The organism is Methylobacterium sp. Leaf117 (assembly GCF_001422985.1).
Classification (GTDB): domain Bacteria; phylum Pseudomonadota; class Alphaproteobacteria; order Rhizobiales; family Beijerinckiaceae; genus Methylobacterium.
On sequence record NZ_LMNL01000034.1, the window covers coordinates 554,278 to 579,902 of the forward strand.

Annotated in this window: 23 protein-coding genes; 7 read left to right on the plus strand and 16 right to left on the minus strand. The window is 69.0% G+C overall.

Annotated elements, in window-relative coordinates; genetic code table 11:
• Window positions 1–171: 171 nt before the first annotated feature.
• From ASF57_RS17200 to ASF57_RS17225, 6 genes are all read right to left on the minus strand, one after another.
• Complete coding sequence (locus ASF57_RS17200; RefSeq protein WP_162241576.1) at window positions 172–906, minus strand: response regulator transcription factor; 735 nt, start codon at window positions 904–906, stop codon at window positions 172–174.
• A gap of 357 nt (window positions 907–1,263) precedes the next feature.
• Window positions 1,264–2,547: a cytochrome P450 gene (locus ASF57_RS17205; RefSeq protein WP_056485390.1), complete on the minus strand. Its 1,284-nt coding sequence runs from the start codon at window positions 2,545–2,547 to the stop codon at window positions 1,264–1,266.
• 128 nt (window positions 2,548–2,675) lie between these two features.
• Window positions 2,676–2,918, minus strand: a complete 243-nt coding sequence (locus ASF57_RS17210) for a hypothetical protein (RefSeq protein ID WP_056485392.1) — start codon at window positions 2,916–2,918, stop codon at window positions 2,676–2,678.
• Between the two features lie 42 nt (window positions 2,919–2,960).
• Window positions 2,961–3,956, minus strand: coding sequence for an SDR family oxidoreductase (locus ASF57_RS17215; RefSeq protein WP_056182359.1), 996 nt, complete (start codon window positions 3,954–3,956; stop codon window positions 2,961–2,963).
• 117 nt (window positions 3,957–4,073) lie between these two features.
• Window positions 4,074–5,492: a sorbosone dehydrogenase family protein gene (locus ASF57_RS17220; protein WP_056486083.1), complete on the minus strand. Its 1,419-nt coding sequence runs from the start codon at window positions 5,490–5,492 to the stop codon at window positions 4,074–4,076.
• 197 nt (window positions 5,493–5,689) lie between these two features.
• On the minus strand, window positions 5,690–7,138 hold the full coding sequence (locus tag ASF57_RS17225) for a sensor domain-containing diguanylate cyclase (protein WP_162241298.1): 1,449 nt from the start codon (window positions 7,136–7,138) through the stop codon (window positions 5,690–5,692).
• A gap of 326 nt (window positions 7,139–7,464) precedes the next feature.
• Here ASF57_RS17225 and ASF57_RS24995 point away from each other — a divergent pair, with 326 nt between their 5' ends.
• Window positions 7,465–7,731 carry a hypothetical protein gene (locus ASF57_RS24995; RefSeq protein WP_082504080.1) on the plus strand — a complete coding sequence of 89 codons (267 nt, stop codon included), beginning with the start codon at window positions 7,465–7,467 and terminating at the stop codon, window positions 7,729–7,731.
• Window positions 7,732–7,756: 25 nt separating this feature from the next.
• Here the strand turns inward: ASF57_RS24995 and ASF57_RS17230 are convergent, their stop codons facing one another.
• From ASF57_RS17230 to gloB, 9 genes are all read right to left on the minus strand, one after another.
• The gene (locus ASF57_RS17230; protein WP_056182372.1) at window positions 7,757–8,044 is read right to left on the minus strand and encodes an MTH1187 family thiamine-binding protein; all 288 of its coding nucleotides are present in this window, start codon (window positions 8,042–8,044) and stop codon (window positions 7,757–7,759) included.
• A 234-nt stretch (window positions 8,045–8,278) separates the two neighbouring features.
• Window positions 8,279–9,679 (minus strand): dihydrolipoyl dehydrogenase, encoded by a 1,401-nt coding sequence (gene lpdA / locus ASF57_RS17235; RefSeq protein WP_056485394.1) that lies wholly within the window; start codon window positions 9,677–9,679, stop codon window positions 8,279–8,281.
• A 114-nt stretch (window positions 9,680–9,793) separates the two neighbouring features.
• Window positions 9,794–11,086, minus strand: a complete 1,293-nt coding sequence (gene odhB, locus ASF57_RS17240; protein WP_056182380.1) for a 2-oxoglutarate dehydrogenase complex dihydrolipoyllysine-residue succinyltransferase — start codon at window positions 11,084–11,086, stop codon at window positions 9,794–9,796.
• 80 nt (window positions 11,087–11,166) lie between these two features.
• The gene (locus ASF57_RS17245) at window positions 11,167–14,139 is read right to left on the minus strand and encodes a 2-oxoglutarate dehydrogenase E1 component (protein WP_056485396.1); all 2,973 of its coding nucleotides are present in this window, start codon (window positions 14,137–14,139) and stop codon (window positions 11,167–11,169) included.
• 190 nt (window positions 14,140–14,329) lie between these two features.
• Window positions 14,330–15,214: a succinate--CoA ligase subunit alpha gene (gene sucD, locus ASF57_RS17250; protein ID WP_056182387.1), complete on the minus strand. Its 885-nt coding sequence runs from the start codon at window positions 15,212–15,214 to the stop codon at window positions 14,330–14,332.
• A gap of 8 nt (window positions 15,215–15,222) precedes the next feature.
• Window positions 15,223–16,419 (minus strand): ADP-forming succinate--CoA ligase subunit beta, encoded by a 1,197-nt coding sequence (sucC, locus tag ASF57_RS17255; RefSeq protein ID WP_056485398.1) that lies wholly within the window; start codon window positions 16,417–16,419, stop codon window positions 15,223–15,225.
• A 139-nt stretch (window positions 16,420–16,558) separates the two neighbouring features.
• Window positions 16,559–17,521: a malate dehydrogenase gene (mdh, locus tag ASF57_RS17260; RefSeq protein WP_056182393.1), complete on the minus strand. Its 963-nt coding sequence runs from the start codon at window positions 17,519–17,521 to the stop codon at window positions 16,559–16,561.
• Window positions 17,522–17,794: 273 nt separating this feature from the next.
• Window positions 17,795–18,424: a TetR family transcriptional regulator gene (locus tag ASF57_RS17265; protein WP_338011498.1), complete on the minus strand. Its 630-nt coding sequence runs from the start codon at window positions 18,422–18,424 to the stop codon at window positions 17,795–17,797.
• 408 nt (window positions 18,425–18,832) lie between these two features.
• Entirely contained in the window at window positions 18,833–19,612 is a 780-nt protein-coding gene (gene gloB / locus ASF57_RS17270) for a hydroxyacylglutathione hydrolase (protein ID WP_056485400.1), read from the minus strand.
• 228 nt (window positions 19,613–19,840) lie between these two features.
• Between gloB and ASF57_RS17275 the strand changes: the two genes are divergently transcribed.
• The 6 genes from ASF57_RS17275 (at window position 19,841) to ASF57_RS17300 (ending at window position 24,723) form a co-directional block, all read left to right on the plus strand.
• Window positions 19,841–20,575, plus strand: coding sequence for a class I SAM-dependent methyltransferase (locus ASF57_RS17275; protein ID WP_056182398.1), 735 nt, complete (start codon window positions 19,841–19,843; stop codon window positions 20,573–20,575).
• A 4-nt stretch (window positions 20,576–20,579) separates the two neighbouring features.
• Window positions 20,580–21,269, plus strand: coding sequence for a MarC family protein (locus ASF57_RS17280; RefSeq protein ID WP_056485401.1), 690 nt, complete (start codon window positions 20,580–20,582; stop codon window positions 21,267–21,269).
• A 114-nt stretch (window positions 21,270–21,383) separates the two neighbouring features.
• Window positions 21,384–22,181, plus strand: coding sequence for a 4-hydroxy-tetrahydrodipicolinate reductase (dapB, locus tag ASF57_RS17285; protein WP_056182403.1), 798 nt, complete (start codon window positions 21,384–21,386; stop codon window positions 22,179–22,181).
• A 141-nt stretch (window positions 22,182–22,322) separates the two neighbouring features.
• Entirely contained in the window at window positions 22,323–22,961 is a 639-nt protein-coding gene (locus ASF57_RS17290) for a 2,3-bisphosphoglycerate-dependent phosphoglycerate mutase (RefSeq protein WP_056182406.1), read from the plus strand.
• A 10-nt stretch (window positions 22,962–22,971) separates the two neighbouring features.
• Window positions 22,972–23,649: an alpha-ketoglutarate-dependent dioxygenase AlkB gene (locus tag ASF57_RS17295; RefSeq protein WP_056182409.1), complete on the plus strand. Its 678-nt coding sequence runs from the start codon at window positions 22,972–22,974 to the stop codon at window positions 23,647–23,649.
• A 114-nt stretch (window positions 23,650–23,763) separates the two neighbouring features.
• The gene (locus tag ASF57_RS17300) at window positions 23,764–24,723 is read left to right on the plus strand and encodes a hypothetical protein (protein WP_056182412.1); all 960 of its coding nucleotides are present in this window, start codon (window positions 23,764–23,766) and stop codon (window positions 24,721–24,723) included.
• 271 nt (window positions 24,724–24,994) lie between these two features.
• Here ASF57_RS17300 and grpE read toward each other — a convergent pair whose 3' ends face one another.
• The gene (gene grpE / locus ASF57_RS17305) at window positions 24,995–25,594 is read right to left on the minus strand and encodes a nucleotide exchange factor GrpE (RefSeq protein WP_056182414.1); all 600 of its coding nucleotides are present in this window, start codon (window positions 25,592–25,594) and stop codon (window positions 24,995–24,997) included.
• Window positions 25,595–25,625: the final 31 nt, after the last annotated feature.

The following is a 25,625-nucleotide window of genomic DNA, read 5'->3' on the forward strand; positions in this document are numbered from 1 at the left end:
AGCGCTTCCGTTCACACAGGACGATGCGCCCTGTCGGATCGGGGTCGTCGAAAATGATTGTTGCCCAGAATCTATGCCGTAACGCGAAGTCTCCACAAGGGCCGGCGTCTACGCATACGCTCGATTTCAAGGTTTGATTTCAGGACATCTAGGCACGTTACAGGGCGCACTTTAATCCGGCTGCGATGGCGGAACCCGCATTGCTGCGCTTCGCTCGCCCGCCACCACGCCGCGGGTGTTGACCAGGTAGGCGAGCTCGGTCCGGTTCTTGGCCTGAAGCTTCTTCATGATGTTGCGCACGTGAACCTTCACGGTGTTGGTGCACATGTTGAGTTCATAGGCGATCACCTTGTTCGGCTTGCCGATCTGCAGGCCGCCGAGCACGGCCGCCTCGCGCTCCGTGAGCCGGACCGCATCGGCTCCGCGCGGCTCCGGTACCTGCGGTGCCGGGATCGCGCACAGGAGTTCGGAAGGTACGAAGCGCCCCCCCGCCAGCACGAGCGCGATGGCGCTCTGGGCCACCTTCAGCGAACTCGTCATCGGAATGAAGCCGCGCAAGCCCCGGCGCATCGCCTCAGTGACCTGATGATCGTCCTCGATCTCGGACAACAGAATCACGGGGACGCCCGGGCTGATGATGGCCAGGGTGTCCAACTCGCTCCGCATCTGGGCGACGCGGCGGTGGGTCGCCGCGATGACGATGACGGAGGCGCCCGGATGCGCCGGCGCCACCTGCTGCCAATGCGTGACCGTGCAGACTCCAAGGACGTTCGGCGCGTCGCCCTTCATCTGGATCTGGCAGAGCAGACTTTCCCGGAACAAAATTCGAGGATCGATGATGACGATAGTCGAAGTCTCGACCTTCTCGTGGGGAATGACGGATTCGATCATGATACCGGACATCATCGGAACTCCCATCGCGATCATCGAAGCATGCCTTCCGGCGGCATCCCGACGCGGACCGGTGATGAATTCCGCGACAATTTTTTCAGTTATCGCGTTAGAATTTTAATGACAAGCGATTACTTTATAATCATCGCCGGATTGATATTTGATAATATCATAATACCACTCGGACTGGAAACGAACGAGGATACTCAGTCGATCCGCCGCGACGACGCAAGACGACGGTCCAGTGACGCTCATTCTATTGCCGGGCGGTCCTCTCAAGCACTTTCGCCGGCCTCGCCCGTTGTACCGGAATCTCCTGTCCGTCGGGCCCCTGCCGAGAGCAAGCGCGCCCCATGACCAGTCGGATGGCGGCTAGACCGGCCGCACGTCCCGCAGCACGAGCCCGCTACGCGGGCGGGCGGGGATGTTCGCGAGGTCGAGGGTCAGGTCCTGCGGTGGGATCGTGTACGTCATCCCGTTGGCCAGTTGATCGGTCAGGGTTTCGACCAGAATCTGGGTGATGCCCTCGCCCGGGCAGCGATGGCCGGTCGCGGCCGAGCCGGCGCCGTGGGAAACGAGGTCGAAGGCGCCGGGCGGCGCGTCGCGGAAGCGCTCGGGATCGAACCGGTCCGGCTCGGGCCACAGGCGGGGATCGTGGTTGGTGCCGTAGAGGTCCATCAGCACCCAGGCTCCGGCCTGGAACGCATGGCCGCGCCAGGTGAACGGCTCCCGCACCCGGCCGCCGATGAACGGGATGAAGGGGTAGACGCGGCGGACCTCGAAGGTGAAGCGCGCCAGGGCGCCCGGATCGGCTCCGCGCAGGGCCTCGCGACAGGCAGGGTTGTCCCGGAGCGCCATGGCGGCGAACACGACGTAGCGGGCATTGGCCACGGTCGGCCGCAGCACGTTGATCAGCTCGACCCCGGCGGTCTTCACGTCGAGGAGGCGGCCCTGGAGGTCGCGATGCTCGGCGATGGTGCGGGCCGCACCCTCCGGCACCGCCCGCCGCCCGTCGCGGATCTCGGTGATGACCCGGCGCGCCCATCGCTCGGTCCGGGCGCGGTAGAGATGACCGCGCCAGTTGCGGGGACCGACCGCCCCCGTGCCGGCGATCATGGCGGCGAACTCGGTCGCCCGGTCGCGGGTCTCGCCCGAATCCAGGGGGAGGCCGACCCATTCGCTGATCGCCGCCGTCAGCACGGCATGCGCCTCGTCGAGGAGGATCACCGCGTCCTGCCGCGCCCAGCGGGCAGCGGCCGCCCGCCAATGCCCCACCGTCAGGTCGGCGAGGCGGCGCAGCGCCTCGGGGCCGACGAGCGAGAGGAACATCGCCTTGCGCCGGCGGTGGGCCTCCCCGTCCATCACCATCACGCTGCCGTGGTCCTGGATCAGCGCGAACGCGGTCGGCGGAAGGGCGTGTCGTCGGGTGAAGCGGTGATCGTCGTAGAAATGGCGCGCGGCCTCGGCACCGGACATGCAGAGCACCGGGCTCAGCATCAGGCGGGTCGCGAACAGGTCGGTGCCGAGGGCCCGGCAGCGGTTCGGGATGAAGGCGTAGCCCTCGGCCAGCAGCGCCAGGGTGCTGTCGAAGCCGGACGCGCGCGGCAGGGGGGTGGCGTCGCGGCTCTGGTCCAGCATGGCGGGGTTCGCGGTCATCGGGGCTCCCTGGGGTCGAACCGTTCAAGCCCGTCGAACCGTTCGGGGTGGGGTCCAACGTCGACTCTCGGGGTCCAACCCGCGAGCCGCAGGGGATGTTCAGCCGCGCGCCGGGCGGCCCCCTGCGGTCACAGTCGCAGCAGGGGCAGGGCCTTGAGGCTGCCATGCGCGTGGAGATCGAGCCCGTGCTCGGCGATCTCCTCGGTGCTCAGTTCCCGCAGGGTTTCGGCTTGGGCACCCGAGCCCGCCGCCTCGGCGGCCACGAGCGCCGCGTCCTGTTCGTCGCGGGCGACGACGATCACCGGCGCCACGGTCGCTTCCCCCGCACCCGCCGGAATCACCGTCACCTGCACACCATAGGCCTTGTTCATCACGCCTTCTCCGTCCGCCAACGATCCGGCCTCCCCTGCGCGCTACGGGCCGCCGCGTCCCCCCACGGCGCCGAAGACCTGCCCCGTCGAGTAGCTCGCCTCATGGGAGGCGAGGAGGACGTAGATGCCCGCCAGCTCCGCCGGCTGGCCCGGGCGCCCCATCGGCGTATCCTTGCCGAAACCCGGCAGTTTCTCGGGCGGCTGGCCGCCACAGACCTGGAGCGGGGTCCAGAACGGTCCGGGGGCGACGGCATTCACCCGGATGCCGCTCTGCGCCAGCTGCTTGGCGAGCGCCTTGGAAAAGTTCACGATCACCGCCTTGGTGGCGGCGTAGTCGAGCAGGGTCTCGGAGGGCTCGTAGGCGTTCACCGACGCGGTGTTGATGATCGCCGCCCCGAGGCCCAGATGGGCGAGCGCCGCCTTGGTGATCCAGAACATCGCGTAGACGTTGGTCTTGAAGGTCTGGTCGAACTGCTCGGTGGTGATGTCCAGGATCGAAACCTGCGATTTCTGGTAGACGGCGTTGTTGACCAGGATGTCGAGGCCGCCGAGGGACCGGGCCGCATCGGCCACGAGGCGTTGGCAGAAGGCTTCGTCGCGGATATCGCCGGGCAGCGCCACCGCCTTGCGTCCCGCCTGGCCGATGAGCGCCACCACCTCGGCCGCATCCGACTCCTCGGCCGGCAGGTAGTTGATGGCCACATCCGCGCCCTCGCGGGCATACGCGATGGCGGCGGCGCGGCCGATTCCGGAATCGCCGCCGGTGATCAGGGCCTTGCGGCCGGCGAGCCGGCCGGAGCCCTTGTAGGTCGTCTCGCCGTGGTCCGGGCGCGGCACCATCCGGCTCGCGAGGCCCGGCCAATCCTGCTGTTGCCGCTCGAAGGGCGGCCGCGGATAGCTCCGGGGCGGATTGGGGGACGTATCGGTCTGGGCCACTTGCTCCTGGGCACCGGCCGCACTCCCGAGGGCGGCCACCATGCCGGCGGAGAGGCCGCCGACGAGGGCACGCCGCGAAGGATCGGTCTTCGTCTCGGTCATGAAGACTTTCGCTGCTCGATGAACGGGGCACCGGCGGAACCGCCGCCCCCGTCGGGTCAACCCGAACCGGCCGCGTTCGTTCGCGGCCGGGCGAGAGGCGGACGATCGCCCAGGCCGCTACTGGGTCTGGCTGGCGCCGCTGACCCGCCAGATGGTCTTGCCGACATCGTCCGAGACGAGCAGTGCCCCGGTCTTGTCCAGGATGACGCCCACCGGACGCCCCTGCGCCTTCTCGTCGGCATTGAGGAAGCCGGTGAGCACGTCGACCGGCGTCCCGGCGGGCTTGCCGTCCCGGAAGGGCACGTAGATCACCTTGTAGCCGCTCTTCGGCCGGCGGTTCCACGAGCCGTGCTGGGCCACGAACAGACCGGTTTTCCAAGCCTCCGGCAGGCTGCTCTTCGAAGCCTCCGGCAGACCACTCTTCGAAGCCTCCGGCAGGCCACTCTTCGAAGCCTCCGGCAGGCTGCTCGCCGGCGAGAAGGCGAGGCCGAGGGAGGCCGTGTGGGTGCCGACCGCGTAGTCCGGCGCGATCGCCTTGGCGACGAGGTCGGGCTTCTGCGGCTGCACACGCTCATCCACGTGGTTGCCCCAGTAGCTGTAGGGCCAGCCGTAGAACCCGCCCTCGCGCACGGAGGTGATGTAGTCCGGCACGAGGTCGCTGCCGATCTCGTCCCGCTCGTTCACGACCGTCCACAGGGTGCCGGTCGTGGGTTCGAAACCGAGGCCGTTGGGGTTGCGCAGGCCGGTCGCGTATTCACGCATCTGTTTCGTCGCGATCGTGTATTCCCAGATCGCCGCCCGGCCCGTCTCCTTGTCGAGGCCGTTCTCACCGACATTGCTGTTCGAGCCGACGGTGACGTACAGCCGCTGGCCGTCCGGGCTGGCGATGACGTTCTTGGTCCAGTGGTGATTGATGCCGGACGGCAGGTCGACGACCGTCTCGGGGGTCGCGGTGATCTCGGTCTGGCCCGGCTGATAGGGTACCTTCACCAGGGCGTCCGCATTGGCGACGTAGAGATCGTTGCCGACCAGCGCCATGCCGAAGGGCGAGTGCAGGCCTTTCAGGAAGACGTGGCGCTCCTCGGCGACGCCGTCGCCGTTTGCGTCGCGCAGCAAGACGATACGGTCGGGGCTCTTCACCCCCGCCCCGGCCAGGCTCTTGACCTTGTCGGCCACCCAATCGGCGATCCCGGTCGAGGGATCGTCGGTCTGGGGCTTGTTCGCCTCCGCCACCAGCACGTCGCCGTTGGGCAGCAGGGCCATCCAGCGCGGATGGTCGAACCCCTCCGCATAGGCCGCGACCTGAAGTCCGGCGGCGGCCTGCGGCTTGGCGCCGTTCTCCCAGCGTGCCACGCGGGCGATGTTCACCGTCGGCATCAGGGTCGGGTTGGGGGCGGGCAGGGTCGGGCTCGCCCCCTGCCCCGCCGAGGCTTCGAGCGTCGCCTGTTCGGGGAAGACGATGAAGCGCACGAAGGCTGCGCCGCCGAGGAGGACGACGGCCAGGGCCGCGAGGCCGATTTTCGATCGGGTCCGCATGACATTCACTTCGGTTCGCGTGGGCGAGGTGTCGCGTCGGCGAAGCCTCGCTTGAGGGAGAGGGCGCTCGCCGACAGGGCGTTCGCCGCATGCGGCCCGCCGGATCGCACCGCATAGACGTCAAGCGCGCGAGACCGGTTTTGGCTCCCTTCCGTTCGCCCTCGGCGCAACGGTACCCCAGGGGTCGAGCCGGGTCGTCAGCCCGTCATTGCGCGGGGCGCCGTCACCTCCCGGCCGTAGACCTGAATCTGGTTGCGCCCGTTCGCCTTGGCGCCATAGAGCGCCTGGTCGGCCGCCTCGACGAAGCCCGCGGGGTCGGCGGCACGCGTTTCCGGGATCTGCGCCACGCCGATGCTGACCGTGAGCACGCCGTTCGGACTCCCCGCATGGGGCACCTTCCAGCCCAGAACGGCCTCGCGGATGCGGTTCGCGACGACTTCGGCGCCCGCCGCATCGGTCTCGGGCAGAAGGACGGCGAACTCCTCACCGCCGATCCGGCAGGCCGTGTCCGCCTGGCTGCCGATGCTGGCCTCGATCGAGCGGGCGATCAGCCTCAGGGCCTCGTCGCCCCTCTGGTGGCCGTAGCGATCGTTGAAGCCCTTGAAGTTGTCGGCATCCATCACGAGCAGCGCGAGGGGCACCTGGTTACGAATGGCGCGGCGCCACTCGCGGCCGAGCACGTCGTCGAACCGTCGCCGGTTGGCCAGACCCGTCAGGGCATCGGTGGTGGCGAGCTTCTCCAGTTGGATGTTGAGTTCGTGGGCGGCCCGCTCCGCAGCCCTGCGCTGGCGCAATTCGCGACGGAGGAGGCCCGTGAGCACCACGGTGGTGGCGCACAGGCTGAGGACCACGGCGCCGAGGCCCAGGGCACGGTGCCACCAGTCCGCGTAGACCTGCGCCGGAGTCACGGCGATGCTGAGATGGAGCGGCAGGTCCCCGACCTTCGTGAATACGAAGTCGCGGGTGCCCTCCCCCACCATCGCAGGTCCGCTGAAGCTGTCCCGGTCCGTATCGAAGAATTTCCGGTAGCTGTCCGTCGCCGAAACGCTCTGGCCGATCACGGTCTCGTCGTACGGCTCGCGCATGATGATGGCGCCGCCCGGTCCGTAGAGGGTCACGGTCCCGGCGTGATCGGCGCCGACGGCCGCGAACAGCTGGCGGAAATAATCGAGGTAGATCGAGCCGAGGACCACGCCCGCGAAGGTGCCGTCCGGGTCCGACAGGCGCCGGCTGATGATCAGCACGCGCCGTCCCGTCAGACGCGAGACCAGGGGCTGGCTGATGTGCAGGCCGTTGCCCGGATGGGTGGCGTGGTACTGGAAATATTCGCGGTCGGCGTAGTTCAGCGGCTCCGGATTGAGAGAGCGCGAGCTGATGATGAGCTTGCCGGTCCGGTCGAACACGAGGGTGTGGCCGAAATTCTCGGCGGTGGCCGCCCGGTCGAACAGGATCATCTGCCGGAGTTCGGGGTCGGCCTGTGCCAGTTCGGGCAACTTAAGGCCGTCGACGACGGAGCGGAGCGAAAGATCGTAGAGTTCGATGTTGCGGGCGATGTCGCGCCCAAGAACCTGCACCAGGCTGCGCGAGGTGACCTCCGAGCGCCGCGCCGCATCGAGGCGCATCTGCCAGAGCATGAAAGCGGACACGGCACAGAGCCCGATCACCGAAAGCAAATTGATCGTACTCAGCCATCGGGCCGAGTGGGTCCACCGAAATCGCCGCGTCAGGATAGGTCGCTTTGGCATCGTCAGGACCCTGACATCCATCGTTGATCCAGCAGGGAGCGCCTTTGACGGAAGAATGACATCCGTCGACAGGGCTCTTTCATCGCCCAACGGCGGTTAATTCTTCCTCCGTCCACCGGGGTGCCATGCGGTTACGAACTTTCACGGGCCGTTTGCTCCACGGATCAAGCGGCCGCTCGGCCGCGTTGCCCAGTCGACGCGGACCGAACCGGACGGAAGGACCCTTCATGGCATCTCGACAGAGCCTGCTGCTGCTCCTCGCCCTCGGGTTGGCGACGCCGGCTGCGGGTCAAGCCCCGCCAGCATCTGAGCGAGCGCCGGCGGCCTCCAGCCATCCGCCAGCGGCCTCGACCAACGCGGCGCGCGGCGAGGCGGTCTGCGCGACGCAAGCCGACAAGAACGGGCTCACGGGAGCGGGCCGCGACACCTTCCTGCGGGAATGCGTGGCAGGCGAGAGGCTGGATCAGCCGAAACCGGCTGGGGCGAAGCCCTAAGCGTCCCGGCCATGGCGGGCGACGCTCAGAGCACCGCCGTCAGCTTGTCCGCCATGGACTGCACCTTGTCGCGCCGCGACGAGAACGCCATCGTGAAGAAGACCCGCTGGACGCCGAGTTCGCTGAGCCGGGCCTCGCAGGCCTCGATCAGCGCACAGATGTCACCGAGTTCGCCCTCGATATTGGTGCCGTTGGCATGCATCTCCGCCTGAAGGGGACTGGCGTCGATGACCGCCTTGATCTCCTTCACGTAGGGCGAAACCGAGGGGCCGACGCCCATCGGGACGATGCACAGATCCGCGACGACCTTCATGATGTTTCTCCCTGCGCCCGACGGCTCTGCCAGAGGTCGCACGCATCCCGGCCTGTCAATCACATCGCGGGGCCGCCTGCGCACATCGATTCCGCCCCGAATGGGTCAGCCGCGCCTGGGCCGTCGACGTGATGGCGTGCCAGCCCCCGGATCGGCCGCCACCAGGGCAGCAGGCCCGGAACCCGACGCCCAATATCGGAACGGCCGGATCGCAGCGGCCGGATCGACCCGGTCTCAGATGTGGATCGCGCGCTTGCCCACCGCCAACGCCGCTTCCTTGACCGCCTCGGTCAGGGTCGGATGGGCGTGGCAGGTGCGGGCCACATCCTCGGCGGAGGCGCCGAACTCCATCGCCACCGCGACCTCCGCGATGAGGTTGCCCGCATCGGCGCCGACGATGTGCACGCCGAGAACCCGGTCGGTGGTGGCGTCGGCCAGGATCTTCACGAAGCCGTCCGTGGTGTGGTTGACCTTGGCGCGACCGTTGGCGGTGAAGGGGAATTTTCCGCTGTTGTAGGCGATGCCGTCCTTCTTCAGCTCCTCCTCGGTCTTCCCGACCGAGGCGACCTCCGGATAGGTGTAGACCACGTTCGGGATCACGCCGTAATTCACGTGGCCCGACTGGCCGGCCAGCAGCTCGGCCACCGCTACGCCCTCGTCCTCGGCCTTGTGCGCCAGCATCGGCCCGGCGATGACGTCGCCGATGGCGTAGATGCCCGTCACGTTGGTGGCATAGTGGCTGTCGGTCTGGATGCGACCCTTGTTGTCGAGGCCGACCCCCACCGTCTCCAGGCCGAGGCCCTCGGTGTAGGGCACGCGGCCGATGGCGACGAGCACCACGTCGGCCTGCAGCGTCTCGGCCTCGCCGCCGGCGGCGGGCTCCACCGTGACGGTGGCGGCGCCGTCCGCGACCGCGACGCCCGTCACCTTCGAGGACAGCTTGAACTGGATGCCCTGCTTGCCGAGGATGCGCTGGAACTGCTTGCCGACCTCGCCGTCCATGCCGGGCAGGATGCGGTCGAGATACTCGACCATGGTGACCTCCGAACCGAGGCGGCGCCAGACCGAGCCGAGTTCGAGGCCGATGACGCCGGCGCCGATGATCAGCATCTTGCCCGGCACCTTGTCCAGGGCGAGCGCGCCCGTGGAGGAGACCACGACCGTCTCATCGATGGTGACGCCGGGGAGCTTGGTGACGTCCGAGCCCGTGGCGATGACGACGTTCTTCGTCTCGAGAAGCTGATTGCCGCCGTCCTCGGACAGCACCTCGACGCGACCGGCGCCGGCCAGACGGGCGGTGCCCCGGTAGGCATCGATGCCGTTCTTCTTGAGCAGGAACTCGACACCCTTGGTGTTGCCGTCGACGCCGTCCTGCTTGAACGTCATCATCTTGGCGAGGTCGAGTTCGGGCGTGCTGACCATGACGCCCATGTCGGCGAAGTGCTTGGAGGCCTCTTCGAAGGCCTCCGAAGCGTGCAGCAGCGCCTTCGAGGGGATGCAGCCGACATTGAGGCAGGTGCCGCCGTGGGTGGCCCGCTTCTCGACCACCGCGGTCTTGAGACCGAGCTGGGCCGCCCGGATGGCGCAGACATAGCCGCCGGGGCCGGTGCCGATGACGACGAGATCGTAGGACATGGAGTTCTGACTCGCTGGATTGGGCGGCGGGTCATGCCCCACCATCGATGGACGAAGCGCGCGGAAGCGTCCGGCCGCGCGGGGGCGCGGCCGGCGGACGGCAGCTGCCGGGCCTTAGAGGTCGAGCACGAGGCGTGCCGGATCCTCCAGCGCCTCCTTGACGCGCACGAGGAAGGTCACGGCCTCCTTCCCGTCGACGATGCGGTGATCGTAGGACAGGGCGAGGTACATCATCGGCCGCGCCTCGATTTTGCCGCCCCGCACGACGGGACGCTCCTCGATGCGGTGCATGCCGAGGATGCCCGATTGCGGCGCGTTGAGGATCGGGGTCGACATCAGCGACCCGTAGATGCCCCCGTTGGTGATCGTGAAGGTGCCGCCCTGCATCTCGTCGATCGAGAGCTTGCCGTCGCGGGCCTTCTTGCCGAAGCCCGCAATGGTCTTCTCGATGCCGGCGATCGACAGGTCGTCGGCGTTGCGCACCACCGGGACCACGAGGCCCTTATCGGTGCCGACGGCGATGCCGATGTGATAGTAGTTCTTGTAGACGAGGTCCTGCCCGTCGATCTCGGCATTGACCGCCGGTACGTCCTTGAGGGCGCCGATCACCGCCTTGGTGAAGAAGCCCATGAAGCCGAGCTTGGTGCCGTGCTTCTTCTCGAAGATGTCCTTGTACTGGCTCCGCATCGCCATCACGGCCGACATGTCGACGTCGTTGAACGTCGTCAGCATCGCGGCGGTGTCCTGCGCGTCCTTGAGACGGCGGGCGATGGTCTGGCGCAGCTTGGTCATGCGCACGCGCTCCTCGCGCGCCGCATCGTCGGGCTTCGAGGGTGCGCGCGGAGCGGCCGGCCTGGCCTCCTTGGCGGGAGCGGCCGCCGGGAGGGCGGAGGGCCCGGCGGAGGGCCCCTTGGCGGTGGCCTCCAGCATGTCGCCCTTGGTCACGCGGCCGTCCTTGCCGGTTCCATTAAGGGTCGACGGATCGATGCCGGATTCGCGCGCCATCTTGGCGACCGCCGGGCCATGATCGCCGGATTCGCGGGCCGCCGGGGGCGCGGCGTCGCCGTGATTGCCGTAGCCGGCGGAAGATTCCTGGGCCGGCGCCTCGGCCTTCTTGCTCTCCTGAGCCGGCGCCTCGGCCTTCTTGGGGGCCGCCTTGGCGCCGCCGGTGGCCTCGACGATCGAGCCGAGGAGCGCGCCGGGCTCCACCGTCTCGCCGTCCTTGGCCAGGATCTCGCCGAGTTCGCCCGCCGCCGGTGCGTTGACCTCGAGGGTGACCTTGTCGGTCTCGAGTTCCACCAGCGGCTCGTCGGCCGCCACGGTGTCGCCCGGCTTCTTGAACCAGCGACCGATGGTGGCCTCGCTCACGGATTCGCCCAGGGTCGGGACGACGATATCGGTTGCCATGGTTCAGTGTCCGTCCGGAGAGTTGGGGCGCCTCGACGCGGCGCCTTCGGATCGAGAAACGGTGCGGGATGCGCCGGCGGTCAGACCGCCAGCGCCTCGTTGAGGAAGGCCTGGAGCTGGGCCTGGTGCTTCGAGAGCAGGCCCACCGCCGTGGAGGCGGAGGCGGGGCGACCGACGTAGCGCGCACGCTTCACCGGCGACTGGGCCTGGCCCAGCACCCATTCGAGGTAGGGTTCGACGAAGGCCCAGGAGCCCATGTTCTTGGGCTCCTCCTGGCACCACACCACCTCGGCGTTGCGGAAGCGCCCCATCTCGCCCGCGAGCGCCTTGAGGGGGAAGGGATAGAGCTGCTCGACCCGCATCAGGTAGACGTCGTTGACGCCGCGCTTCTCGCGCTCGTCGTAGAGGTCGTAATAGACCTTGCCCGAGCACAGCACGACGCGCCGGACCTTGTCGTCCTTGACCAGCTTGATGCCGTCCTCGTCGCGCTCGGCATCGTCCCAGAGCACGCGGTGGAAGCTCGATCCGTCCGCCATCGCCTCGATCGGAGAGACCGCCTTCTTGTGCCGCAGCAGCGACTTCGGCGTCATCAGGATCAGCGGCTTGCGGAATTCGCGGTGCAGCTGCCGGCGCAGGATGTGGAAGTAGTTCGACGGCGTGGTGCAGTTGGCGACCTGCATGTTGTCCTCGGCGCACATCTGCAGGAAGCGCTCCAGGCGGGCGGAGGAATGCTCCGGCCCCTGGCCCTCGTAGCCGTGCGGCAGCAGCAGGGTCAGGCCCGACATGCGCAGCCACTTGCGCTCGCCCGACGAGATGAACTGGTCGATCACCACCTGGGCGCCGTTGGCGAAGTCGCCGAACTGCGCCTCCCACAGCACCAGGGCGTTGGGTTCGGCCGCGGAGTAGCCGTATTCGAAGCCGAGCACCGCCTCCTCGGAGAGCATCGAGTTGATGACCTCCAGGCTCGCCTGGCCCTCACGGATCGAGTTCAGCGAGGTGTAGCGCTGCTCGTTCTCCTGGTCGATCACCACGGCGTGGCGCTGCGAGAAGGTGCCGCGCTCGACATCCTGGCCCGACAGGCGGACGCGATGGCCCTCGATGAGCAGCGAGCCGAAGGCCAGGGCCTCGGCGGTCGCCCAATCGATGCCCTTGCCCGACTCGACCGCCTTGGCGCGATTGTCGAAGAAGCGCTGGATCGTGCGGTGCAGGTGGAAGCCGGGCGGCGGCGTGGTGATGCGCTGGGCGATCTCCCGCAGGGTCTCGGCCGGCACGCCGGTCTTGCCGCGACGGGGATCGTCCACGTCCTCGCGCACGGCCTTGAAGCCGGCCCAGCGTCCGTCGAGCCAGTCGGCCTTGTTGGCCTTGTAGTTGGTGGCGACCTCAAGCTCGGCGTCCAGGATGGCGCGGAACTCGGCCTTGCGCGTGTCGAGCTGCTCCTGGCTCAGGACGCCCTCGGCCACGAGCTTCTTGCCGTAGGTCTCCAGCGCGGTCGGGTGCTTGCGGATGCGCTGGTACATCTTCGGCTGGGTGAAGGCCGGCTCGTCGCCCTCGTTGTGACCGAAGCGGCGGTAGCACAGCATGTCGATGACGACGGGCTTGCCGAACTTCTGGCGGTACTCGATCGCGATCTTGGCCGCGAAGGTGACGGCCTCCGGGTCGTCGCCGTTGCAGTGGAAGATCGGCGCCTCCACCATCTTGGCGACGTCCGACGGATAGGGCGAGGAGCGCGAGAAGCGCGGATCGGTGGTGAAGCCGATCTGATTGTTGATGATGAAGTGGATCGAGCCGCCGGTGCGATGGCCCTTCAGCCCGGACAGGCCGAGGCACTCGGCCACCACGCCCTGCCCCGCGAAGGCGGCGTCGCCGTGGATCAGAAGCGGCACCACCCGGGTGCGCTCCACCGTGGGCTTGGCCCGCTGGTCCTGCTTCGCCCGCACCTTGCCGAGCACCACCGGATCGACGATCTCGAGGTGCGACGGGTTGGCGGTGAGCGAGAGGTGGACGTTGTTGCCGTCGAAGGCGCGGTCCGACGAGGCACCGAGATGGTACTTCACGTCGCCGGAGCCCTCGACCTCGGCCGGATTGGCCGAGCCGCCCTTGAACTCGTTGAACACCGCCCGGAACGGCTTGGCCATCACGTTGGTGAGCACGTTGAGGCGGCCGCGATGGGCCATGCCCACCACGATCTCCTCGGCGCCGAGGGCGCCGCCGCGCTTGATGATCTGCTCCAAGGCCGGGATCATCGCCTCAGAGCCGTCGAGGCCGAAGCGCTTGGTGCCGGTGTACTTGAGGTCGAGGAACTTCTCGAAGCCTTCCGCCTCGATCAGCTTGTTCAGGATCGCGCGCCGTCCCTCGGGGGTGAAGGTGATCTCCTTGCCCTTGCCCTCGATGCGCTCCTGGATCCACGCCTTCTCCTCCGGGTTGGAGATGTGCATGAATTCGACGCCGAGCGTCTGGCAGTAGGTGCGCTCCAGGATCTCGACGATCTCGCGGATGGTCGAGAACTCGAGGCCGAGCACGTTGTCGAGGAAGATCGGGCGGTCCCAGTCCTTCTCCTCGAAGCCGTAATGCTGCGGGTGAAGCTCCTCGTGGTCGCCGCGCGGCGCGAGGCCGAGGGGATCGAGCTTGGCGTGCAGGTGGCCGCGCATGCGGTAGGCACGGATCAGCATGATCGCGCGCACCGAGTCCTTGGTGGCCTGCTCCACCGAGATGCCGGGAGCGGAGGCGACGACGACGCCCTTCGCGGGGGCCGAGGCGGTGTCGCTCTTGGCGCGGATCTTGTCGCCGATGGCCTTCTCGACGGTGGCCCAGTTGCCGTCCAGCGCCGAGACGATCTCGCCATTGGCGTGGATGGGCCAGTTCGGCCGCTCCCAAGAGGCGCCGGCGGCGTTCTTCTCCGCCAGGCCCTTGTCCTCGTTCAGGGAGCGGAAGAACGCCTGCCACTCGGGATCGACCGAGTTCGGATCACGGGCGTAAGCCGCCTGCAGTTCCTCGATGTAGGCGGCGTTGCCGCCGTAGAGGAACGAGGTTTCGAGCGCGTCCTGGCGTGCCATCGTTCGGGTCATCCTGCCGCTTCGCGGAGCCTGCCGTCGGGGCGAGGCCCTGCCCGATCCGTTCCGCCGGGATCGCGGTCGGGAATCGGAAGTGTGGGGAAAGACGCGGGACCCTGTCCCGCGTCGCTCGTTCCTAGATGGGGTCTCGGACCTGAACGCCGGAGCAATGCAGGCCTGCGATCCCGGAGTGTCAGCCGCGCAGGACGTCGACCAGCGTGCTGCCGAGGCGGGCCGGCGAGGGCGAGACCCGGATGCCGGCCGCTTCCATGGCGGCGATCTTGTCCTCGGCGCCGCCCTTGCCGCCCGAGATGATCGCGCCCGCATGGCCCATGCGGCGGCCCGGAGGCGCCGTGCGGCCGGCGATGAAGCCGACCATGGGCTTCTTGCGGCCGCGCTTGGCCTCGTCGGCCAGGAACTGCGCCGCCTCTTCCTCGGCCGAGCCGCCGATCTCGCCGATCATCACGATCGACTCGGTCTTGTCGTCGGCCAGGAACAGCTCGAGCATGGAGATGAATTCCGTGCCCTTCACCGGGTCGCCGCCGATGCCCACCGCCGTGGTCTGGCCGAGTCCCGCATTGGTGGTCTGGAACACGGCCTCGTAGGTCAGCGTGCCGGAGCGCGAGACGATACCCACCGAGCCGGGCTTGAAGATGTTGGCCGGCATGATGCCGATCTTGCACTGGCCGGCGGTGACGATGCCGGGGCAGTTCGGGCCGACGAGGCGGGACTTCGAACCTTCCAGGGCGCGCTTGACCCGCACCATGTCGAGCACCGGAATGCCCTCGGTGATGCAGACGATGAGCGGGATCTCGGCCTGGATCGCCTCGCAGATCGCGTCGGCCGCGCCCGGCGGCGGCACGTAGACCACGGAAGCGTCGGCGCCCGTGGCCTCGCGCGCCTCCGCCACCGTGTCGAAGACCGGCAGGTTGAGGTGCTTCGAGCCGCCCTTACCGGGCGAGGTGCCGCCGACCATCTTGGTGCCGTAGGCGATGGCCTGCTCGGAGTGGAAGGTCCCGTTCTTGCCGGTGAAGCCCTGGCAGATGACCTTGGTGTTCGCGTCGATCAGGATGGACATGGGTACTCTCAGCCCTTCTTCACGGCGGCGACGATCTTCTGCGCGGCGTCGTCGAGGTCGTCGGCGGGGATCACGTTCAGGCCGGAATTCCGGATGATCTCCTTGCCCTTCTCGACGTTGGTGCCCTCCAGGCGCACCACCAGGGGCACCTGCAGGCCGACCGCCTTCACCGCCGCGATCACGCCGTTGGCGATCACGTCGCACTTCATGATCCCGCCGAAGATGTTGACCAGGATGCCCTTCACCTGCGGATCGGCGGTGATGATCTTGAAGGCCGCCGTGACCTTCTCCTCGGACGCGCCGCCGCCGACATCGAGGAAGTTCGCCGGCTCCTCGCCGTAGAGCTTGATGATGTCGAGGGTCGCCATGGCGAGGCCGGCGCCGTTGACCATGCAGCCGATGGTGCCGTCTAGCGCGATGTAGGCCAGATCGTACTTCGAGGCCTCGATCTCCTTGGCGTCCTCCTCGGTCTCGTCACGCAGGGCCACGATGTCGGGGTGGCGGTAGAGGGCGTTCGAGTCGAAGGAGATCTTGGCATCGAGGCACTTGAGATGGCCGTCGCCGGTGAGCACCAGCGGGTTGATCTCCAGCATGCTCATGTCCTTGGCGGTGAACGCCTCGTAGAGCCGGGTGGTGAGGTCGCCCGCTTCCTTGGCCTGGGCGCCCGAGAGGCCGAGGGTCTTGGCGACGAGGCGGCCGTGATGGGGCATCACGCCGGTGGCCGGGTCGACCGAGAAGGTGACGATCTTCTCGGGCGTGTCGTGGGCGACCGTCTCGATGTCCATGCCGCCTTCCGTCGAGACGACGTACGCGACCTTGCCGGTCTCGCGATCCACCAGCATCGAGAGGTAGAACTCCGCCTCGATCTGGGCGCCCTCCTCGATGTAGAGACGGTTGACCTGCTTGCCGGCCTCGCCGGTCTGGATCGTGACGAGGGTCTGGCCCAGCATTTCGCCGGCGAACTGCTTGACCTCGTCGAGGGACTTGGTGACGCGCACGCCGCCCTTGGCGCCGGCGGGAGCTCCCTTGAAGGTCCCCTTGCCGCGGCCGCCCGCGTGGATCTGGGACTTCACCACCCAGACCGGGCCGCCGAGTTCCTTGGCGGCCGCCTCGGCCTCCTCGGGCTTGAAGATCGGCACGCCGCGCGAGACGGGCAGGCCGAATTCCTTCAGCACCGCCTTGGCCTGGTACTCGTGAATGTTCATGGATTCAGACCCTCAACGTCATCCCGGGGCCGCGACGCGGAGCCCGGGATCCAGAAACACAGGTTGCGATCCAGCCTGCCGCGTCGGCGGCCCTGGATTCCGGGCGCGCCGGCGGGCGCCCCGGAACGACGGCCGGCGATCAGGCCAGCGCGGGGTTCACGCTCTTGCAGGCCTCGATCAGGGTCTTCACGGCGCCGACCGACTTGTCGAACATCGCCTTCTCGTCATCGTTGAAGGCGACCTCGAGCACGCGCTCGACACCGTTGGCCCCGATCACGATCGGCACGCCGACATACATGTCGGTGATGCCGTACTCGCCGTTGAGATAGGCGGCGCAGGGGAGCACGCGGCGCTTGTCGCGCAGGTAGCTCTCGGCCATGGCGATGGCCGACGCCGCGGGGGCGTAGAAGGCCGAGCCGGTCTTGAGCAGGTTGACGATCTCGCCGCCGCCCTTGCGGGTGCGCTCGACCATGGCGTCGAGCTTCTCCTGGCTGGTCCAGCCGAGCTTGACCAGGTCGGGCAGCGGCACGCCGGCCACCGTGGAGTAGCGCACCAGCGGGACCATGTCGTCGCCGTGGCCGCCGAGCACGAAGGCGGTGACGTCCTCCACCGAGACCTTGAACTCGTCGGCGAGGAAGTGGCGGAAGCGGGCGGAATCGAGCACGCCGGCCATGCCCACCACCTTGTGCGTGGGAAGACCCGAGAACTTCTGCAGGGCCCAGACCATGGCGTCGAGGGGATTGGTGATGCAGATCACGAAGGCGTCGGGCGCGTGCTGCTTGATGCCGGTGCCGACCGCTTCCATGACCTTGAGGTTGATGCCGATCAGGTCGTCGCGGCTCATGCCGGGCTTGCGCGGCACGCCGGCGGTGACGATCACCACGTCGGCGCCGGCAATCGCCGCATAATCGCTGGCACCCGTGTAGGTCGCATCGAACCCGTCGACGGGCGCGGACTCGGCGATGTCGAGGCCTTTGCCCTGGGGCACGCCGTCGGCGATGTCGAACAGGACGACGTCGCCGAGTTCCTTGAGGCCCGCCAGGTGCGCGAGGGTTCCACCGATCTGTCCGGCGCCGATGAGCGCGATCTTGCTGCGTGCCATGGGGGAAACCAACCTCCGGTCCTTGAGTCGCGGGTCGCGGCGCGCGGAGGGGTCTCGACCACCGGCGCAGTGCTGCCGCGGTGTGTGGCCGAAAAGGCCCAGGGCTTCAACCGAGGCACGAACGGCAAAGCAGGGTTCGGGCCAGGGCGGCTCTCAGGCGGGCACCGGCCACCGCCGAAAAAGCGCAGACCCCTCAGGCAGTTGGCAGAATAGGCATCGACTTGGTTCGGCGGCGAAGCTCAGGTGACAGATCAAAAACTCTGTCACGGAGGCTCAGAGCGTCCCGGTCCGCAGCACCTTCTGGATCGCCAGAATCACCGCGCCCAGACGGGCTTCGACGAGGTCGCGCGGCAGGTCGGCATCGTGCTGAATCGCCAGCGGATGGGTGAAGCGGTAGCTGGCATCGAAGATGTGCGCGATGGCCCGCTCGCGGTCCCGGGCGACGAAGGCGCCGGCCCCGATGCCCTCCTCCACCACGCGCTCCACGAGACTGCGCAGCCGGACCCGGTGGCGCCGGGCAATGGGGCGCGCGCCCACGGTGGCGTCGAGGTGGACGGCGAACAGGTTCGGCTCATGCACCAGCGTCTCGCGCTGGACGCTCGCCAGGGCGGTGAGCAGGCGCTCGATCTTGTCGTCGGCCGGGTCCGGCGCATCGGCGATGCGGGCGAGTTCCGCCTCGACGTCGCGCAGCCAGCGCCCCGCCACCGCATCGAGGAGCGCGTCCTTCGAGGGGAAGTAGCGGTAGACATTGGCGTGGGTCATGCCCGCCTCGGCGGCGACGGCCACCACGGTCACGCGCTTGGGTCCGAGGCGGCGCAGATGTTCCGTGGCGACGGCGAGCAGGCGCGCATCGACGGCCAATGGCGCGGTCGGCCGGGGCGCCGGACGCCCCAGGCGCGGCACCGTGAGGCGGACACCGATGTCCTTGGCGCCGGCCTCGTTGGCCGCACTCTCACCCGATGGGTCGAAGTCGCGCGACCCGGAATCGCGTGACCCGGAATCTTCCGACTTGAAATCTTCCGACTTAAAATCGTGCGACTCGGAATCCTGCGACTCGGAACTCTGGCCGTGTCCGAGGTTGATCGCGTGATCGAAGGCGAAAGGCGGGCCGGGCGGCTGCATCAATGGGACACCGGGGCTCGTGGAAGGGATCGGCAAGCAGGAGATAGGCAGGCAGGAGATAGGCAAGACAGGGGTGCGCAAGGCTCCCGTTTGGGTCCGTCTTGCCAGAACGGATCTCACCCACCGGAACGTCCAGATGACGGGAACCAATGACAGCACCCGCCCTTCTGTAATGCCCCCTTTAGCGAGTTAGAACCGGTTCTTCCAGGCCCTTAGTGCAGTAAAGACAACCGAGGGCTGGGTTCCGGGGGTCAGACCCACGGCCTGCGCGAGGGCCGCCTCACCGGCGCGCAGGAACGGATTGGTCGCCCGCTCCGCGCCGATCGTGCTCGGAATCAGGACGCGTCCCTCGGCCTTCGCGCGCTCCGCCTCCGCCGCCCGTTCGGCCAGAACCGCGTTGCCGGGCTCGGCCGCCAGCGCGAAACGCGCGTTGGACAGGACGTAGTCGTGGCCGCTGTAGACCGCCGTCGCATCGGGCAGCGGCAGGAAGCGCGCCAGCGAATGCCACAGGGTGGCGGGCTCGTCCTCCATCACCCGCCCGCAGCCCAGGGTGAACAGGGTGTCGCCCGCGAACACCACGCCGGCCTCGGCAAACCAGTAGGTGACGTGGTCGGCGCAATGCCCCGGCGTTTCCCAGACCTCGGCGGCGAGATCGCCGACCTGGACCCCATCGCCCTCCGACACGGTGACGTCGACCTCCGGGACGGCGGCGCCCGCCTTGAGGGGCGCCGTCACCCGCGCGCCGGTGCGACGTTTCACCTCCGGGATGCCCTCCACATGGTCGCCGTGCCGATGCGTCACGAGGATGTCGGTGAGGGTCCAGCCGGTCTCCGCCAGGGCGGCCAGGACCGCGTCGGCCTCTGGCACGTCGATGGCCGCGCAGGCGCCGGTGGCGGGGTCGCGGATCAGGACTCCGATGTTGTCGGAGCGGCACAGGAAGGTGTGGATCTCGGGCTTTGCGGCAGTCATGGCAGCGTCCTCGGGGATGGCGGCGTCGAACAGGACATGGTGGCGTCGAGCAGGACATCGTTGCGTCGACCAGGACATGGGACCCGCGGACGCCGGGTCCAGGTGGTTTTTCCCCGGTCCCCGCCCCCCTCGGGCCGATCCGGGCTTGTCGGGCGGGGTGCCGGCCCCCATTGATCCCCTGCACCTGTTTTTTCGCGCCCCGCCCCGTGGCCGCTCGAAACCTGTCCCATGCGCCTCGACGTCACTGATCTGCGCGCCTTCTATGCGAGCCCCCTGGGGGGCGTGACGCACCGCATCGTCGCGCGCGCGATCCACAGCTTTCTGGGCTCGGTGTCGGGCCTGCGCGTGCTCGGGCTCGGCTACGCCACGCCGTATCTCGGCCCCGTCCACGTCATCGCCGAACGGACCCTGGCCTTCATGCCGGCGACCCAGGGGGTGGTGAACTGGCCCGGCAGCGGCCGCTCCTGCTCGGCGCTGGCCGATCCCACGATGATGCCCCTGCCGGAAGCGGCGGTGGACCGGGTGATCCTGGTGCACGCCCTCGAATCGGTCGAGAGCCCGACGGAGCTGCTGCAGGACGTCTGGCGCGTGCTGACACCGGGCGGGCGCATGATCCTGGTGGTGCCGAACCGGCGCGGCGTCTGGGCCCGGCGCGATGCGACCCCGTTCGGTCACGGCCAGCCCTACAGCCGCTCGCAGCTCGCCCGGCTGATGCGCAGCACCCAGTTCTCCCCCGAGGGCTGGGCCGAGACCCTGTACATGCCGCCGGTGGAGAACCGGTTGCTGCTGCGTACCGCGAGCGCCTGGGAGCGCATGGGCACGAGCCTGTCCCTGCCCTTCGCCGGGCTGCACGTGATCGACGCCACCAAGCAGCTCTACCGCCCGGTCGCCGTGCGGCGCGCGCGCAAGGTCGCCCGCCTCGCCCCGGCCCGCGTCCTGGTGCCCGCCCCCTCGCCGGGTTGAGCGCATGCTGAACCTGATCGCGCCGGAGGCCGCGCTCCAGAGCTTCGTGCTCGCCTTCTCGTCCCTGTTCTCCATCGTGAACCCGGTGGGTTCGTCCCTGATCTTCGCGCAGGTGACGGCGCTGAACTCCCACGCCGAGCGCCTGGAGCTGGCCCGGCGCATCGGCTTCTACGCCGCCCTCATCATGCTCTCGACCCTGTGGGCCGGGGCGCCGATCCTCAACTTCTTCGGCGTCTCGCTGGCGGCGCTGCGCATCGCCGGCGGCCTCGTGGTGGCGGCCTCGGCCTGGACGCTGCTGACGGCGCCGGAGGCGCGCGAGGCCCGCAAGCAGGCCGAGGTGACCCGGGACCCCGCCGGAAACCTCGCCGAGATCGCATTCTTTCCCCTGACGCTCCCCTTCACCACCGGGCCCGGCACCATCGCGGTGGCGATCGCGCTGGGCTCCAACCGGCCCGCGCCCGGGCCGGACCGGATCGGCTTCTACGTCGGCATGTCCCTGGCGGCGCTGGCCATCGCCGTGCTGGTGCGCTTCACCTACGGCTCGGCCGACCGGGTGGTGACCTGGATCGGCCCCGTCGGCGCGCGGGTGCTCGGACGGCTCTTCGCCTTCCTGCTGCTCTGCGTCGGCACCCAGATCACCGTGAACGGCGTCACCGACGTGCTCGGGCCGCTGCTGGCGCAGGCGGGGCGCTGAAGTCCCTCCGGGGCGCCGACCCTTGCAAATCTTTGCCGATCCTCGCCGATCCTTGCCGCTGCCCGCCGGAGGCTGTACCGCAGGCGCGAGTTCGACAGGATGACGAGGCCAGGCATGCGGCTCGTGGTGGTGGGCGCCGACGGGCGCATGGGGCGGATGCTGATCCGCGCGGTGGCGGAGACCGAGGGCTGCACGCTGTCGGGCGCCATCGAGCGCGCGGGCTCCGAGGCCCTGGGGCAGGATGCCGGCACGTTGGCGGGTCTTCAGCCCCTCGGCGTCGCGGTCACGGACGACCCGCTGCCGGTCTTCGCGGCGGCCGAGGGTGTCCTCGACTTCACCGCGCCCGCCGCCACCACCTTCTTCGCCGAGCTCGCCGCCCAGGCCCGCATCGTCCACGTGGTCGGCACCACGGGCCTGCAGGAGGCCGACCTCGCCAAGCTCGGAGCGGCCGCCCACCATGCCCGCATCGTGCGCTCGGGCAACATGTCCCTCGGGGTCAACCTCGTCGCCGGCCTCGTGCGCCGGATGGCGGCGGCCCTCGGCGAGGATTTCGATATCGAGGTCGTCGAGATGCATCACCGCATGAAGGTCGATGCGCCCTCGGGGACGGCCCTGCTGCTCGGCGAGGCGGCGGCCGAGGGGCGCGGCGTCGCCCTGGCCGACGCCCGCGTCTCCACCCGCGACGGCCATACCGGGGCGCGCCGGCCCGGCGACATCGGCTTCGCCACCCTGCGCGGCGGCACGGTGGTGGGCGACCACAGCGTGGTCTTCGCCGGCCCCGGCGAGCGCATCACCGTCAGCCATCACGCCGAGGACCGCGCGATCTTCGCGCGCGGGGCCGTGCGGGCGGCGCTCTGGGCCTTCGACAGGCCCCCCGGTCTCTACGGGATGGACGACGTCCTCGGGCTTTAATACGGAAGCCACGTCGGCACGGCGGCCCCGTCATCCGCCGTTCAGATTCGGGCGCCCATGAGCCGCCGAACGCACGTTCGCTGCATTGCACCATCGCCTCGCGAGGGTGTTGTCTCCAAAGACCAAGAGGATCGCCCCCCGATGGATCGCCTTCTCGTCCTCGCTCGCCATGGCCAGAGCGAATGGAACCTCAAGAAGCTCTTCACGGGCTGGCGTGATCCCGAGCTGACGGACCGCGGCGTCGAGGAGGCCCGCAATGCCGGGCGCTGGCTCAAGGAGCAGGGCTACGGCTTCGACGTCGCCTTCACCTCCAACCTGAAGCGGGCCCAGCGCACCTGCGCGCTGATCCTGGAGGAGATGGATCTCGGCGGCATCGAGACGATCCGCAACGAGGCCCTGAACGAGCGCGATTACGGCGACCTGTCCGGACTCAACAAGGACGATGCCCGCGAGCGCTGGGGCGACGCCCAGGTGCATCAGTGGCGCCGGTCCTACGACGTGCCCCCGCCCGGCGGCGAGAGCCTGAAGGACACCGCCGCCCGGGTCCTGCCCTACTACATCCAGGTCATCCTGCCCCGCGTGATGGCGGGCGAGCGCGTTCTGGTGGCCGCTCACGGCAATTCCCTGCGGGCTCTCGTGATGGTGCTCGACGGCATGACCACGAAGACCATCGCCAGCCTCGAGATCGCCACCGGCATCCCGCTCGTCTACCAGCTCAAGGCCGACACGACGGTGGAGAGCAAGACGGTGCTGGAGCACGACATCGACCACAAGGCCTGATCGCGGGCGCATGGCGCCGACCGCACCGGCCGGGATCGTCCTCGCTCCCGGCCTGATCCATGTTCCGGGCTACCTCGATCAGGCCGCGCAGGCGCGCCTGGCCGCCGAACTCGACGCCGTGCTGGCGCACGCGCCCGCCTACATTCCCCGCATGCCGCGCACCGACCAGCCCTTCTCGGTGCGGATGTCGAATTGCGGATCGCTCGGCTGGGTCTCCGACCGGACCGGCTATCGCTACCAGGCGCATCATCCCGAGACGGGGGCGCCCTGGCCGGCCATGCCCGCCACGGCCCTCGCCGCCTGGACGAGGCTGGCCGCTTATCCGGCCCCGCCCGAGGCCTGCCTCGTCAATCTCTACGACGCCGGCGCCCGCATGGGCCTGCACCAGGACCGCGACGAGGACGCCCGCGATGCGCCGGTTCTGTCGCTCTCGCTGGGCGCCACCGCCCTGTTCCGCTACGGCGGCCTGAAGCGCAGCGATCCGACGCGCTCGGTGCGCCTTCGGGCCGGTGACGCGCTCGTGATCGGCGGGCCGGCCCGGCTCATCCATCACGGCGTGGACCGGCTGATCCCGGAGGTGCCGGACCTGCTCCAGGGCGCCGCGCCGGCGCCAGTTCCGGCCATCCTGGCGGCAGGCGGCCGCTGCAACCTGACCCTGCGCCGTGTCACGCGGCCGTCAGGCGCTTGACAGCGACGGGGTGTGGGCCGACCCATCGCGTCAGCCTCTCCGGCGATCGGCCTCCCGGGGGCTGACCCGGCCGACCTGCCCTGCGAGACCGGGGCCTTGCGGAGAACCGATTTGATGCGTCTGCGTATCCTCGTCCGTCGCGTTTCCATCCTGGCCCTCGCCCTGGGGCTGGCGGGGCCCGCGCTGGCCGCCGACCCGGTCTTTCCGCCGAGCTCGCGCTTCGGCTTCGATCCGCCGTCGGACATGGTCTCCTCGAAGCGCTTCTCCGGCCTGGAGCGGCTCGAAGGCGGCGCGACGGTCTCGGTGGTGGAACTGCCCGCCAACGCCTTCGCCGACCTGGAAACCAATTTCACCGACGAGAACCTGAAGGCCCAGGGCTTCATCGTCTCGAGCCGCCAGGCCATCAAGGTCGCGGGCGACGTCGATGCGGTGCTGTTCACCGGCGAGCAGCCGGCGGTGGAATCGGCCGGGACCCCGGCGATCAAGAAGTGGATGCTGCTGGTCGGCGACCCGACCGTCACCGGCATCATCATCGCGCAGGCGACACCGGATGCCGAGACCGAGGAGACGATGAAGCGTCTTCTGACCGGCATCCACATCCGCCCGGCCCTGAGCCTGCAGCAGCAGGTCGATGCCCTGCCGTTCCGCATCGGCAACGATGCCGGTTTCCGACCGGTGCGGGTGCTGGCCGGCAACTCGGTGCTGCTGACCCAGGGGGCGAAGGACGAGATGCTCGGGCTCGAGCAGCCGATCCTGGTGCTGGCGCAGGCGGTGCAGCCGCCGCCGGCCACGGAACAGCGCGAAGCCTTCGCCCGCGCGGCGCTCTACTCGAACCAGACGATGAAGGACTTCGTGATCGAGCGGGCCCAGAGCTACCGCCAGAACGGCGTCGACTGGCACGAGATCGTGGCCCGGGCGGTCGACACCGCCACCGGCACGCCGGTGGTCATCTCGCAGACGATCCGCTTCGCGCCGGACGGCTACCTGCGCGCCGTCGGCGTGGTCAAGGCCGACAAGCGCGAGGGCGTGCTCGCCCGCTTCCGCGAGGTCGTCGACAGCGTGCAGATGCGCTAGGGCGAACCGCTTCCCTCCCCCTGCGGGCGGGGGGATCGCAGAAGCGAAGCGGCTTTGGCGAAAGGTTCTGCCGGAAGCCCAGACGCAGCGCCGCGTCTTCCCGGGGCCGCGCAGCGGAACCCGGGATCCAGAAACGCAAAGCGTGCAGAACCTTACGCCGCCGGCGGATCTGGATTCCGGGCTCGCCTCCGGCGCCCCGGAATGACGGCGCAGTGCGGTCTGCTATCTCCCGCCCCGACGGCGAGGGTCGGGGTGGCGCTTCGGCCGGCCTTCAGGCGGCGTCGGCCGGGGGCGCGCTTGGCTTCGGACCGCCCTTGGCGACGCCGACCAGAGCCGGGCGCAGGACGCGATCGCCGATGACGTAGCCGGCCTGCATGACCTGGACGACGGTGCCGGTTGGGACCTCGGGGTCGGGCACCTCGAACATCGCCTGGTGGCGGTTGGGATCGAAGCGCTGGCCCTTCGGCTCGACCAGCTTGACGCCGTGGCGCTCCAGGGTCTTGGCGAGGTCGCGCTCGGTGAGCTCGATGCCGTCGATCAGCGCCTTGAACGACCCGTCGGCGCTGGTCCGGTCCGCCTCGGGGATGCTTTCCAGGGCGCGGCGGATGTTGTCGGCGGAGTTGAGAAGGTCGCGCGCGAAGTTCGTCACCGCGTAGACGCGGGCGTCGGCGACCTCGCGCTCGGTCCGCCGGCGCAGGTTCTCCATCTCGGCCAGGGTGCGCAGGACGCGGTCCTTCAGCTCGTCGCGCTCGGCCACCAGGGACGCCAGGGCATCGGGGGCCTCATGGGTGCCCTCAGCCTGCGCGGCCCCCTGGATCTCCTCGACCGACTGGGTCGGGTCGCGCCGCTCGTCATGCATGTCGTTCGCCATCGTTGGATTTCGTCGCAGGAATCGGGTGTCG

Excerpts from the sequence above, each read along its gene's own strand:
- sucD (WP_056182387.1), bottom strand. The coding sequence starts at position 15,214 with ATGTCCATCCTGATCGACGCGAACACCAAGGTCATCTGCCAGGGCTTC.
- ASF57_RS17230 (WP_056182372.1), bottom strand. The coding sequence starts at position 8,044 with ATGAAGGTCGTCGCGGATCTGTGCATCGTCCCGATGGGCGTCGGCCCC.
- ASF57_RS17295 (WP_056182409.1), top strand. The coding sequence starts at position 22,972 with ATGGCGCCGACCGCACCGGCCGGGATCGTCCTCGCTCCCGGCCTGATC.
- mdh (WP_056182393.1), bottom strand. The coding sequence starts at position 17,521 with ATGGCACGCAGCAAGATCGCGCTCATCGGCGCCGGACAGATCGGTGGA.
- ASF57_RS17210 (WP_056485392.1), bottom strand. The coding sequence starts at position 2,918 with ATGAACAAGGCCTATGGTGTGCAGGTGACGGTGATTCCGGCGGGTGCG.
- ASF57_RS17220 (WP_056486083.1), bottom strand. The coding sequence starts at position 5,492 with ATGCGGACCCGATCGAAAATCGGCCTCGCGGCCCTGGCCGTCGTCCTC.
- lpdA (WP_056485394.1), bottom strand. The coding sequence starts at position 9,679 with ATGTCCTACGATCTCGTCGTCATCGGCACCGGCCCCGGCGGCTATGTC.
- ASF57_RS17275 (WP_056182398.1), top strand. The coding sequence starts at position 19,841 with ATGCGCCTCGACGTCACTGATCTGCGCGCCTTCTATGCGAGCCCCCTG.
- ASF57_RS17300 (WP_056182412.1), top strand. The coding sequence starts at position 23,764 with ATGCGTCTGCGTATCCTCGTCCGTCGCGTTTCCATCCTGGCCCTCGCC.
- gloB (WP_056485400.1), bottom strand. The coding sequence starts at position 19,612 with ATGACTGCCGCAAAGCCCGAGATCCACACCTTCCTGTGCCGCTCCGAC.
- odhB (WP_056182380.1), bottom strand. The coding sequence starts at position 11,086 with ATGGCAACCGATATCGTCGTCCCGACCCTGGGCGAATCCGTGAGCGAG.
- ASF57_RS17200 (WP_162241576.1), bottom strand. The coding sequence starts at position 906 with ATGATGTCCGGTATCATGATCGAATCCGTCATTCCCCACGAGAAGGTC.
- ASF57_RS24995 (WP_082504080.1), top strand. The coding sequence starts at position 7,465 with ATGGCATCTCGACAGAGCCTGCTGCTGCTCCTCGCCCTCGGGTTGGCG.
- dapB (WP_056182403.1), top strand. The coding sequence starts at position 21,384 with ATGCGGCTCGTGGTGGTGGGCGCCGACGGGCGCATGGGGCGGATGCTG.
- grpE (WP_056182414.1), bottom strand. The coding sequence starts at position 25,594 with ATGGCGAACGACATGCATGACGAGCGGCGCGACCCGACCCAGTCGGTC.
- ASF57_RS17290 (WP_056182406.1), top strand. The coding sequence starts at position 22,323 with ATGGATCGCCTTCTCGTCCTCGCTCGCCATGGCCAGAGCGAATGGAAC.
- ASF57_RS17245 (WP_056485396.1), bottom strand. The coding sequence starts at position 14,139 with ATGGCACGCCAGGACGCGCTCGAAACCTCGTTCCTCTACGGCGGCAAC.
- ASF57_RS17280 (WP_056485401.1), top strand. The coding sequence starts at position 20,580 with ATGCTGAACCTGATCGCGCCGGAGGCCGCGCTCCAGAGCTTCGTGCTC.
- ASF57_RS17205 (WP_056485390.1), bottom strand. The coding sequence starts at position 2,547 with ATGACCGCGAACCCCGCCATGCTGGACCAGAGCCGCGACGCCACCCCC.
- sucC (WP_056485398.1), bottom strand. The coding sequence starts at position 16,419 with ATGAACATTCACGAGTACCAGGCCAAGGCGGTGCTGAAGGAATTCGGC.
- ASF57_RS17215 (WP_056182359.1), bottom strand. The coding sequence starts at position 3,956 with ATGACCGAGACGAAGACCGATCCTTCGCGGCGTGCCCTCGTCGGCGGC.